The sequence below is a fragment of the Streptomyces sp. NBC_00873 genome (assembly GCF_045207415.1).
GTDB lineage: Bacteria > Actinomycetota > Actinomycetes > Streptomycetales > Streptomycetaceae > Streptomyces.
In genome coordinates this window covers 4,876,324-4,887,737 of sequence record NZ_CP108803.1, presented here as the reverse complement: position 1 = coordinate 4,887,737, position 11,414 = coordinate 4,876,324, and the positions used below count along the sequence as shown (strand labels likewise).

Sequence of the window (11,414 nt, the reverse complement as noted above, 5' to 3'; positions counted from 1 at the left end):
GCCCGGCCGTCGACACACCATCACCCCTGTGACTGCAGCCGACCGTTCCCAGCGTGATCAGCACGGCTGCGACCGCACTAGCCCACGCGCGTCTGTTCCCCATACTCCTGCCCAGCAGGTTCATCGGTCTGTCCGCACCAGCCACAACAACCCCACAGGCCACGCCTCTGATCCCCGTGACCTGGCGGCTGACGGATCTTGCACCACCAGCCCGTCCCCAAGCAAGGAATTCACAAGCTCACCCACCGTCGCCCCACCACAAGAGGACGGTGTCTATGAACCCAGCACGACGAACAGCACGACTACGGGTGTCCCAGCTGTCCGACTGTCCGGTTAGCCTCGGGCTTTCACGTGGGTGGGTGTCCGAGGTGTGATCGGAAAAGCGAAGAGTGCTCCTGACCGGAAAACTCCACGGTGAGACGGGTACGGCGAGGTAGCCCCTGGTCGGTGAGGCCGACGGTCACTCGGCAACGATTGACGGACAAGACCGTACGCGGCTGACAGCGGTGTTACGGACCCCCGGGGTGCTGCGAGAGCCAATCCGGGTGGCACGCGCAGTGCATCCCGTTCGGCAGCGGTCGCGGTGATGACGTCGACCCCGCCGTCGTATGGGTGGAAAAGCCGTCCGAGACCCCTCGGCGCGGCTCCGCGCTCCCCAACGAACAGCAGCCCGGCCGGCGACACCGCGCCGCAGCGCTTTGTCAGGTGATGGTGACGACGCGCGCCCAGGGTGGCGGGGTGTCCGGGACGTAGTCGGGGTTCTCCTCTTCCGCAATGCGGACGGGACGGGGGAAGAGACCGACAACGGTGCGGCAGGGCGGCTGCGCGGCGGGCCACGGTGTCTGACCGTCAGTCAGAGCGACGATCACGTCCGGGCGGGGCCGGGAGCGGAGAGCCCGAGCGAAGCCGGAGCGCAGATCCGTTCCCCCGCCGCCGACCAGTTCGATGTTCTCGGCGCGGCAGAGCGGGACGGCGACCCCGGCCGCCGCGTCGCAGGAGATCACCGAGACCAGGTCACGCCGCCCGCCCACCGCCCGCGAGATCGCCGCCACCTCCAGCAGCGCGCTGCCCAGCTCGGCGTCGCTCACCGACCCGGAGGTGTCGATCACGACGCAGACCCGGGGCGGCGTATGGCGCAGGCTCGGCAGCAGCACTCCGGGGACACTGGCCGAGCGCCGGGACGGACGCCGGTAGCTATGGTCCTCGCCCACCCCCGGCGCACTTGCCGCGGAGCGGATCGCCGCCCCCAGCAACCGCCGCCACGGCTGCGGTGGATGGAACGCCTCGTCGGCCCACCGGCGCCATCCCTCCGGAGCGTCGCCCGGCCGCCCCCTGATCCCCTCGGCGACCCGGAAGCGGACCGCGTCCCGCTGCTGCTTGCTCAGCCCGTGTGCCCCGTCGGGCCCCAGCTCCCACGGTCGGCCCTGCCCGTCGGCACCACTGCCGCAGTCCAGCCAGGCCAGGTCCCCAGTGAGCCCTGACATCGACGCCGTCCGCAGGTACTCCTCCATCAACAGCCCGTCGGGCAGCCGCAGCAGAGATGGCAGCACTGCCCCAGCAGGCAGGGGCAGACCGTCACCGTAGATGTCGTCGTTGATCTCGAAGTCGGCGGCGATGTTCCGCCGCAGCCTCGCGCCCGGCCCGTACTCCTCGTGCTCCCGCGCATACCGCTCGCCCCGCCCGTGATGGTCCCGGAGCAGATGGGAGACCTCGTGCACCCAGACGCCCGCCAGCTCCTCCACCAGGGTGCGCGCCACGAAGCCGGGGGAGACGTAGCAGCGCCAATGTGCGTCCACCGCCATCGTCGGCACCGACCGGTCCTCCACCACGTGCAGCGCGAAGAGTGCGCTTGCCAGGTAAGGACGGACCTTCACCGCGTGCAGCCGGGCGGCCAGCAACTTCTCCATGTCCAGAGGGAGTCCGGGCGGGCCGTACGGCGCGCCTGAGCCGGCCGGCGGCGTCGGAACGGTGGCCCGCACCGGGCGCGGCGGCGCGGGCCGGGCCATCGGGCGCGGCAGCGGGCGCTTCGCGCCCCCCGTCATCGACGTACCCTCGTCGCACGCCGGGCGTCGGCCGCCGCTGCGACCCGCCCCACCGACCGGTCCGCCCTTCGGGCGAGACCGATCACCCCGACCAGCCGCTCCACCGCCGCCGGCACCTCCCAGTCGTCGCGCCGCAGTGCGGCCAGCGCCGTCGCGGGGGCGACCAGCAGGTCCGGGGCGCCGGTCTCCAGCGCCCGGCCCAGCACCGCCCAGCCCGCCTCCCACCGCGCCCGCTCGGGCCGCGCCCCGACGGCGGCCACCACCGCCTCCAGCGCAGCCTGACGCAGATCGCCCCGCACCGGCAGCTCTGCGGAGGCCGGATCGGCGAGCAGCAACTCCGGGTCCGGCAGGTCCATCCGGTCCAGATGGGCGAGGAGTTCGAGCCCCGGCCCGTCCCCCACCGTGCCCCGCACCAGCAGTGCCAGCACCTCCCGGGAGACGGAGGCCGCCGTGCCGAAGGCGAGCAGGGCCAACGCGGCCTCCCAACTCCGGGGCGAGGGCCAGGCACCGCCGCGCCGTGCCTCCGTGCTCGGCAGCCGGTGGATCAGCGTCGGCCGGGCTTCCAGGAATCCGCAGACTGCGCGCCGAGCGAAAGCCACCGCCTCCGGCAACCGCTCCGGCACCAGCCGGGGCAGCTCCGCCCGGGGCCAGACCCCGCCCAGCCCGCGCACCACCACCTCCCGGTCGTGCACCCAGTACAGATGCACGAACCGGTTGGCCAGCGGCGGGCTCAGCTCCCACCCGTCCGCCGCCGACGCGCTCGGATTGGCCGCGGCCACGATCCGTACCTCCGGCGGCAGTTGCAGCGCACCGACCCTCCGCTCCAGGACGACCCGGAGCAGCGCGGCCTGGACGGCTGGTGTGGCGGTGGAGAGTTCGTCCAGGAAGATCAGCCCCCGCCCGGCCCGCACCAGTTCCACGGCCCACTGCGGCGGCGCCATCGGCACCCCCTGCACCGCCGGGTCGTCGCCGACGATGGGCAGCCCTGAGAAGTCGGTCGGCTCGTGGACGCTGGCGATCACGGTCGTCAGCGGCAAGTTGAGGGACGCGGCGAGCTGCGTCAGGGCCGCGGTCTTGCCGATGCCCGGCTCACCCCAGAGCAGCACGGGCAGGTCGGCCGCGACGGCCAGGGTGAGGGCTTCGAGCTGCTCGTCGGGGCGCGGCTCGGTGGTGGTCGTGCGCAGGAGGGCCAGGAGGTCGTCGGCGACGGCGAGTTGGGTTCCGGTTCCGGATGCGCCGGCGGGGGTGGGCGCGGGCACACCGACAGGGGCAGGGGCGGGCACACCGACGGCCTGGACCGAGGCGGGCAGGAGGGTACTGGAGGTCATGGGCATCACCTTGGGTGGGATAAGGAAACGGGACGGCCCGTCCCGGATGTCGTGGGCGTGCCGCGCGCAATGCGCAGTGCGAGCACGGGACTCAGGTAAAGCAGCCGGTCAGCTGGTACTCAGGTTCAAACCGGTACGGGGCCGGGCCCGGCTGCTCTGCTTGAGGCGCATTGCGGGAGGCGTACGGCGGTCGCGTCGGGGGCGGTGGCCCGCCTCCGCGTGCCTCAGGTCCGAGGCCTTTCCGCCCGCTACCGAACCGGCACCGGGGTGCACGGCGACCAACCCCGAGCGGAAGAGCCCGTGGTCGATGCGGCGGGCCGCAGCCGACTCCAGCTCCTCCCGCAGCGGCCCGTCGCGCAGGACCGCACCGGGACCGAGCAGCCTCTCGACCACGGCCAGGGCCCCAGCGACGTCGCCATGGCCCAGCCGCTCCCGGACCGCAGGCAGTGCCTCCGGGTCACGGTGCACCTCGTCGATGGCACGCAGGCAGGGCAGCGCGGGCCCGCCGAGCGCCACCAGCAGCTCCTCCCGGCGCAGTTGTGCCGGGTCGTGATCGATCGCCGTAAGTGTCCCGTCCCGCAGCGCTATCCGGTGGACCCCACCCCGGCACTCCACCCGGTGTGGATCACCGGGCCGGGGGGCGGGGCCGGTCGCCGGTCCCGAGCTGGACGACGCTGCTGAGCCGAACGCCGCCAGTGCTGTGGCGACGAGCGGATGCAGCCGATCGGTCGCGACCAGCCCGGCCCGCAGCAGCTCCAGATCCGGAAGGACCCGGGCCGCCACCTCCGGCAGCACCGGAAGCGCCGCAACCTCCTGCGGCGGCAGCACCTCCCGCAGCGGCCGGAACGTCGGGGCATGGCTGTCATCGGGGGCGACGAGTTCGAGCACGGCGCGGCTCCGCGTACCGAGCCGCACGGTGAAGGCTCCGCGAGGGCAACCCTCGGCCTGCAACAGCAACTCCGCCTCGGCAGCCCAACTTGCCCACTCCCACGAGGAATCGTGGACGGCGGGCCGATCCGGCAAGTCCGGCACGTCTGGCCGAGCGGGTGCGTGGGGCCGGTCGGGCGGCACCAGGGATGGTGCCCCGCCCGCACCGCTCCGCACCGCCAGTTCGCCGCTCCGCTCGGAGTCCCAGAGATGCCGGTGCAGGTCGAGCCGGAAACGCGGGTTGGGATGCGGATGCGGATGCGGATGCGGAAGGCACCCTGGGCCGTTCCCGGACTCCTCCCACAGGGCCAGGGATATCCTCTGTCCGGCGTCCGCCCAGGCCGGCGGTGTCCGCACCACCAGCTGCAGCGGCGTGGCGCCGGAACTCCGGTAACGGGCAAGGGAGATGGTGAGGCCGGCGCGGAGCCGCCCGTCGGGGGCGATCCGGGGCATGTGCCAGCGGAGCAGATCCGGAGCCAGGCGGCGCAAATCTGCACGAAGGTGGGTGACAAGATCGGTGCCGTGGCGGTCACGCACGGCGCGCAGATCGAAATCGATGTCGACCCGGGCGGCGGCGCATGCCCCGGCCCAGTCGCCAACCGCACGCCGTGCGGTCGCAGTCTCGATCATGGACGGTGGCACGGCGTACTCGCGCACGCGATGCCACATCAACAGGTGGGCCGGAATCGGATTCGCGAAGTGATGTGCCATCAGCACTCACCTTGCGCGAACGATTCCCCCGATCCGTACGAGGAGTAGTTCTTCATCCCCGGCATCATAAGCACCACGATGAGGATCTGTCAGTCCCGCTCGACCGCCCGTCGACCTTCCTCGACGCATGCCGCAACTCCCGGAGTCGCGTGGCGAGTACCGCCCTCGCCGCCCGTTACGGACAGCGCGGACCGGCATGGAGGGAAAGAGCAGCGGCCGAGCCCGAGCCCTGCACGGTGGCGGACCGGACGCGCACAACGCACATTTGCCCGGCCCCGTGGTGCGGGCCATTTGTCGTCCGCGGTAAACAACCCGACCGTGCCATGACGTGCCAGTCGGAGCGGTAAACAGCGGTCACCAGCAGCACCTACAAGGCAACCCAAACTACTCTTGGATCGACTGTTTCAGCAGCTCAGAGGCCTTACGGCAGCCCAGTGCCGGTTGATTCCCAAGCTCAGAGCGCAAGTTCGATTCTCGTCACCCGCTCTTTGATGAAGGCCCTGGTCAGCGACCTGGGCCTTCATTGTTGTCTAGACCTCCCGCGCCCTCCGCGTGCCCCAACTCCCGCGAATGCCCTGACCCGAGCCCCCTCCGGCGCTAGGCGTATCGCACAGGTAGGTCTCTGCCCCGAACAGCGAGACGCACGTCACGTGCCCTACGTCACAAGTCGCCGTGGATTCCTCGCCCACTTCGAACTGCGGAAGGTCGCCCTCGGCGTCTGCGCACGCAGGAGGCGGGCGCGGTGTTCCTCAGCGAGCAGGGATGCGGCTATGCGTCGCTGATGGTGATGACGGGCCCGCACCGAGGTGCCATCCAAGAGGATCTGAGATCGATGGACCGAGGGATCGAGCCGACCGGGGATGACTTCGCGTACTGATACCGAAGTTGGCTCGAGCGCACCGAGCAACGGCTCGAAACCTGACAGGGTGAGGACCATGCAGTACTGCGAACGCCATGAAATGCACAACTGCGCAGACTGCGCTCCGCACGCACCCCGCGGCAGCGCACCCACGGGCGACTGGGACGACTGGCCGGTGGCTGCGATCATCATCCACGCCAGCGGCAAGGCCCACCTTCCCGGCTGCATGCACATCGTCCCGGCCGACATCCGGCCACCCCTTTACGGCTGGGTGCTCACCCCCTCACCCGGAGCATGGCGTCGTCTCGCGCCCTCCAGCCCGCTCCGCGCCACCCAGGGCAACCTCGAGCGGGCGGCTGTGAGCCGCTGCAAGAGCTGCGACGCGACGCAATAGGGACGCCGCTCGACTCCTTGGCGGGGAAGCACCTGCCCATTCAAGCTGAGCCGACCGTGCCCCAACCACGCCCTTCGGAGCGGTGAACAGCGGTCAGAACGAGTACGACCGGATCACCGCCAAGCGCCGCCAATGAGAGCATTCCCACAGCTCAGAGCGCGAGTTCGATTCTCGTCATCCGCTCCATGCATTCCATGCGAAAGCCCCAGGTCAGCAACCTGGAGCTTTCGTGTTGCCCAGAACCTGCAGGAGCACTTGAGGCGGTACGGGGGCGGCGGCGGAGCCGTTGCGGAAGGCTATCGCCGACTTCGCCGCATCCGTGGCCTGAGGATCCCCGTCGACCGGGCTCAGCCGCGCGGACGGCCGGTCCGGGTCAGCTCTGTCGTTTGAGTTCGCGCACGGCCGCGGGCAGTGCGAGGCACAGGGCGAAGGAGGTCGCGAAGCCGCCTCCCCCTGCCAGAACGACATCAGTGGTGCCAACGCCTGACCGGAGTACCAACAGGCTCACGACGAGGCCGACCACCATGGAGCAGGCAACGTACAGCGCCAGCCACAGTTGCCACGTACGTCCGGAACGGGCTGTCGATTCGGGCATGGACTCGATCCTTTCGAGGGTCACGGGCGAGAAGGAGGAAGGACGGGTAGGGGAGATCAGCGGTGGCAGGCCGTCACAGCGGCTCGACCGAGCCGTGCAGCAGGTGTTCGGCGAGTTCGGCCCGCAGCCAACCAAGTGCCGAGACGTACGAGGCGTACGCATCGGCGCGTCGGCCGAGCTCACCGAGAAGATCCACGCTCCGCCGCTGCTGCCCGATCGGCGGAAAGCGCACGGGAAGGTGGCCCAGAGCCGCAGAGCTCAGCGAGGGGGCTGCCGTGGCCGCGGCGCGGTGGGACATCCACTCGCGCGCGTACCGGAGGCCCAGGTAGGCATGGAGGTACAGGGGGTCGATCTCGGCATTCGGGCGTACGCGCAGACGCATCACGTTCGAGCTGAGCAGCCATCCGGCCTGCGGGCCGGAGACCAGCGCGGGTTGCTGTTGGGCCCCCGTACGCACGCAGACGATGTCGTTGGGGAGCAACTCGAACTTCTTGAAGCGCTCGGCCGTCCGCCACGGCACGCGGTTCTGGGGTTCGTCCGCGATCTTCCCTCCGACGAGATCCTGCGGGAAGACAAGAGGAATACCGGCGTCCGCCGTGCGTGCCTCCGCTGGAAGGCGGGTGTATGACGGACCGGGCCGGATCTCGCACAGGTCCTTGAGGACTGCCTCGTTCCAGCCGACGGGTCCCGAGCCCGTGCGGTAGCCGTTGCCCGTTTCCACGGATCGCTGCTCCAGCAGGCGGAGCATGTCCGTATGCCCTGCCGCCTCCTCACTGGCTGCGCGCAGCTGGGCCGCAACGGGAACAGCGCCGTAGTTTCCGCCCCCCAAGTAATCGGCGGGGCGCAGCGAACACTCCTCGTCGGCGATGACCGCGCGGGCCACGACGACAGCCGACAAGCCCCGGTCGGCAGCGCGCGCCGTGTACTCCTCACCGTCCGGGCACTGCTCTCCGTCGAGCCACGGGCGGACCACGGCCGTGATCGCATCGCAGTCTGTGTCGCGCAGCACTCGCCGGCGCCGAACCTTTGTCCCCAACTCCTGGGCATCGACGAACAAGACGTCCTCTCTCACCGGATGCTCCACACGTCGCAGCAACCACAGGGAAACCGGCACGGGCGTCGCGGAGAACAGATGGGACGGCAGCGTGATGACGCACTCCACAGCCCCACTGCGGACAAGGGCGCGGCGGATCTCGCGCTCGGCGATGTTCACCGAGTTGCCTGCCTTCACCGGCACGACCACCACGGCTCGACCGCCGAGTATCAGCGCACCGAGGACGTACTGCACCCAGGCGAAATTGTCATTGCCCCGCGGTGGTGATCCGTACGGCCAGTTTCCCGTCCGGCGCCCGGGGCCGGGTGCGTCGCTCATGTTGAACGGAGGGTTCGTCAGCACCACGTCGACGCCGTGTTCGCGGTTCGGTGGCCATCGGTCGGACCGGGTGCTGGTCAGCTTCGGCCGCACGCCGAGGTGGAGAAGGTACAGACTCGCGACCGCTTGCAGCCGGCCGTCGAGAGTCTCGCCGTGCACGGTCCCCCGCGCGCCTCCGATGTGCCGGTACGCAGCCGCCAGCATCTCTCCGCCCCTCATGTAGGGGTCGAGCACCGTGGTCTTCTGCCCCGGGGTCAGTACGAGTGCCGCGGACAACGAGGCCAGGCCCACCGGGCTGCAGAACTCCGAGCTCTGCAGTCCTTCCCGGGCGCTGAACGACTCCCACACCAGCTGGAACGCACCAACGCCTGTGCCTGCCGCCGTCCTTACTGCCGTGGTGAGGTCGTCCCAGCTCCGCGGTTCCAGTTGCAGCAAGCTGCTGCGCATGTCGGTGCGGTCGCCGTTCCGGCGCAGCGTGTCCTGGGCCATGTCGCCGAGGGAACGGAGCAGCGATTGCACGTCCCGGGCCCCTTGACCTGCCGACATGACGTCCTCGATCCGGCGCCACTGCTCCGGTTCCGCATGTCGTACGTACATCACGATGAGACAGAGATTCACGAAGTCCGCCATCGTCGCCGGGCCTCGGACCCGGTCCGCGAGTCGGCCCATCAGCTGATCGACGGCCTTCTTGTCCTCGGTCCCGATGCGCTGAGCGCCGCTCCCCACGGCTTTCGGTTCCGCAGACGGTCGGTCACCGCTGGTCCGGCGGAATCGGTCGGCGTAGGTGGTTCCCGCCTGCTCCCCGTCGAGCAACTGTGATTGAGGAATGGTGCGGTTCATCAGCCACCGCGCGATCTCGGCCTCGTGGAAGAGCTCCGTATCGCCGGAGCGCACAGGGGTGGGAAAGTCTTTGTGCCGCCGGGCCCAGTTCGACACCGCCGGGCGCCTCACGCCCGCGCGCTCCGCGATCTGCGTTCGGGTGACAAGACCGGTTTGTTCATCGTGTGCCAACTGCATGGTGTCTCCTGGCGGTTGGGCCGGTTGAGCTTCCGATGTGAGGACCGTACGAGGAAGAAGACACACGAGCCAAACGCGCATTCACAGTGCTCACTCTGTCTGCCCTGGCGGAGTGGTAGGCAACCCACCCCGCCACGACCACGGCAGAGACGAAAAAAGCACGTGAATACGGGCCCAGCAACGTTCCTGCGACCGAACCCTCCACCCGGGTTCATCGATTACATGGGTTAACAGAATTCTCGGGTCGGCCTCCTCGCACGTCAGTTGCGTGCAGGGTTACCGAGGAGGGCTACAGCCACTTCGGCATCGAGCAGGACACCTTCGAGGCCACTTTCGATGGCCGAGTACAGGTGATTCCTCCGTACCGCGCATCGCGGTAGCGAGAGGTGGAGACGGCTGCGCGGCTGGTTCCTTCTTGTTCCGTATACCCCTCGGGGCGCAGGGCGTTGAAGGCATCGGCGGCGACTCAGCACTGTCGGGGGCCGACAGGGAGTCAGGGGAGATTCTTGTGACGACACTCCGCAATCGCGCAGGGGGCCAGGTGCCCGGATCTCAACGCGGGCGACGCTCGCAGGTCTGGTCGGTGCGGTGGCCGGTATCGTCGCGTACTCCATCAGCCAGGCCGGTGGCCAGACGCTCTCGATCGTCGTGAGCAGTCTGGTGGGCATCACGCTGGTGCTGGGGGCCGAGTTCTACCGCCGGTCCCCGAGCGCGAAGCGGAACCCGTCCGCGCGCTGCGCGCGGAGGGGAACGGGTCGCGGTCGTCGGGGGACGGCGTCAACGAAACGGCGGCGCTCGCCGGGCCGACCTCGGCACCGCGATAGGCACCGGCACCGTTGTCGCCATCGGCGCCGCCGACGTCGCCCTCGTCCGCGACGACATCGAAGCCCTCGCCCGCCGCGCCCTCGCCACCATCCGCGGCAACCTGCTGTGGGCCTTCGGCTACAACGTCGTGATCATCCCACTCGCCGTGGTGGGCCTGCTCAACCCGATGCGCGCCGCCGGCGGGGCAGCGGGCCGGTCTCCTGCTCGCAGGAGTGGTGTCTGCGGCCCGAGCGGCTCATCGTCGGCTCTTCCTGGATAATCGATGTATGGCATCACAGCCTCGTCTTTCCGATCTCCGTCGTGCCAAGTTCACCCGGCGCCTGCCCGCAGCGCTCTCCGAGCTTGCCGGTCCCAAGCACGGCCCGGTACGCCTGCCGCTCCACCTTGCGTGGTCAGGGCTGACCACGTTCGACCTCGACCGGCCCCGGCTGCGGATGAGCTACTACCGCATCGTCCTGGCCGAGGGCCAGCACGACGACCTGGTCCAGTACCTCGACCAGGACCTTCTCGTCGGCCTGTGGCCCACACTGCGCACACTGGTCAGCCGGGATGTCCGCGAGGTCTGGGAGAGCGCCTTCGGCGAGCTGGCCGACAGCGTCCGGACCGCTGCGTGAACCTCACGGGCCTGCACCACCGCTTGCTTGCAGACGTGCTCGCCGTGGGCGGCGCATACCCTCTCGCGCTCACCGGCGGCTACGCGGTCCAGGCACACGGCCTGGTCGACCGGCTCAGCCAGGACCTCGATGTCGCGACCGAGAACCCAGATCCCATGGAGGACATCGCGACCGTCGTGCGCACCGGACTGGAGCAGCGCGGATGGCGCGTAAGAGCCCTGGAAACAGACCCGCTGTCCGCACGTCTGATCGTCACCGATCCTGCCAGCCGTGAAGAGTGCGAGGTCGACATCCTCAAGGAGGCACTCTGGCGACCACCCGTACACACCGAGCACGGCTTGGTGCTGTCCCTCGAAGATGTCGTCGGCACCAAGGTCCGCGCCTTGGCCGACCGTGGACTCGCCAGGGATCTGATCGATGTACAGGCCGCCACGGACCGCTGGAACCCCGTCGAACTCGAAGAGCTCGGCCGGCGCCATGCCCGCGGCTCCTTCGACCTCAGCGAGCTTCAAGCTCGGCTGGGCGGAGCCGACTGGATCGACGACACGGAATTCGCCGCCTACGGACTCGACGAGCAGGCGATCACCGGGCTGCGGCAGTGGGCACAGACATGGGCCGACGACATCGGGGAACGGCTCCAGGAGCTGGAGACTCCGCACGAGGACTGACGCCCTCACGGATACCGACCACTCGACAGGAATACTTCGCGGCAGTTGCCCGCCCCTCGGCC

Annotated in this window: 8 protein-coding genes and 1 pseudogene; 4 read left to right on the top strand and 5 right to left on the bottom strand. The window is 69.7% G+C overall.

The genetic code is table 11. The features are described from left to right. Positions 1 to 701: 701 nt before the first annotated feature. The 3 genes from OH809_RS22485 to OH809_RS22475 form a co-directional block, all read right to left on the bottom strand. A complete protein-coding gene (locus OH809_RS22485; protein ID WP_406425044.1) occupies positions 702 to 1,907 on the bottom strand; it encodes a DUF2201 family putative metallopeptidase in 1,206 nt (401 codons plus the stop codon). Between the two features lie 131 nt (positions 1,908 to 2,038). Next, on the bottom strand, positions 2,039 to 3,370 hold the full coding sequence (locus OH809_RS22480) for an AAA family ATPase (RefSeq protein ID WP_406420689.1): 1,332 nt from the start codon (positions 3,368 to 3,370) through the stop codon (positions 2,039 to 2,041). Positions 3,371 to 3,478: 108 nt separating this feature from the next. Further along, positions 3,479 to 5,008 (bottom strand): hypothetical protein, encoded by a 1,530-nt coding sequence (locus OH809_RS22475; protein WP_406515485.1) that lies wholly within the window; start codon positions 5,006 to 5,008, stop codon positions 3,479 to 3,481. Positions 5,009 to 5,943: 935 nt separating this feature from the next. On the opposite strand from OH809_RS22475, the gene OH809_RS22470 reads away from it, so the two are divergent. Beyond that, the gene (locus OH809_RS22470; protein WP_406420691.1) at positions 5,944 to 6,261 is read left to right on the top strand and encodes a hypothetical protein; all 318 of its coding nucleotides are present in this window, start codon (positions 5,944 to 5,946) and stop codon (positions 6,259 to 6,261) included. Between the two features lie 373 nt (positions 6,262 to 6,634). On the opposite strand, the gene OH809_RS22465 is transcribed toward OH809_RS22470, so the two are convergent. Together OH809_RS22465 and OH809_RS22460 are read right to left on the bottom strand one after the other, a co-directional pair. After that, complete coding sequence (locus tag OH809_RS22465) at positions 6,635 to 6,856, bottom strand: hypothetical protein (protein WP_327274320.1); 222 nt, start codon at positions 6,854 to 6,856, stop codon at positions 6,635 to 6,637. A 73-nt stretch (positions 6,857 to 6,929) separates the two neighbouring features. Then, positions 6,930 to 9,245, bottom strand: coding sequence for an N-6 DNA methylase (locus OH809_RS22460; protein ID WP_406420692.1), 2,316 nt, complete (start codon positions 9,243 to 9,245; stop codon positions 6,930 to 6,932). A 704-nt stretch (positions 9,246 to 9,949) separates the two neighbouring features. Here OH809_RS22460 and OH809_RS22455 point away from each other — a divergent pair. The 3 genes and pseudogenes from OH809_RS22455 to OH809_RS22445 all read left to right on the top strand — a co-directional run. Continuing rightward, positions 9,950 to 10,248, top strand: a pseudogene (locus tag OH809_RS22455) (hypothetical protein); the annotation flags it as partial. A gap of 88 nt (positions 10,249 to 10,336) precedes the next feature. Beyond that, a complete protein-coding gene (locus OH809_RS22450; protein WP_406420693.1) occupies positions 10,337 to 10,684 on the top strand; it encodes a transcriptional regulator in 348 nt (115 codons plus the stop codon). Next, complete coding sequence (locus OH809_RS22445; protein ID WP_406420694.1) at positions 10,681 to 11,352, top strand: nucleotidyl transferase AbiEii/AbiGii toxin family protein; 672 nt, start codon at positions 10,681 to 10,683, stop codon at positions 11,350 to 11,352. The genes OH809_RS22450 and OH809_RS22445 overlap by 4 nt, the downstream gene beginning before the upstream one ends. Positions 11,353 to 11,414: the final 62 nt, after the last annotated feature.

Bases quoted from the DNA above. Each gene is read 5' to 3' on its own strand.
- OH809_RS22485 (WP_406425044.1), bottom strand. From the start codon at position 1,907: ATGGAGAAGTTGCTGGCCGCCCGGCTGCACGCGGTGAAGGTCCGTCCT.
- OH809_RS22470 (WP_406420691.1), top strand. From the start codon at position 5,944: ATGCAGTACTGCGAACGCCATGAAATGCACAACTGCGCAGACTGCGCT.
- OH809_RS22450 (WP_406420693.1), top strand. From the start codon at position 10,337: ATGGCATCACAGCCTCGTCTTTCCGATCTCCGTCGTGCCAAGTTCACC.
- OH809_RS22460 (WP_406420692.1), bottom strand. From the start codon at position 9,245: ATGCAGTTGGCACACGATGAACAAACCGGTCTTGTCACCCGAACGCAG.
- OH809_RS22465 (WP_327274320.1), bottom strand. From the start codon at position 6,856: ATGCCCGAATCGACAGCCCGTTCCGGACGTACGTGGCAACTGTGGCTG.
- OH809_RS22480 (WP_406420689.1), bottom strand. From the start codon at position 3,370: ATGACCTCCAGTACCCTCCTGCCCGCCTCGGTCCAGGCCGTCGGTGTG.
- OH809_RS22475 (WP_406515485.1), bottom strand. From the start codon at position 5,008: ATGGCACATCACTTCGCGAATCCGATTCCGGCCCACCTGTTGATGTGG.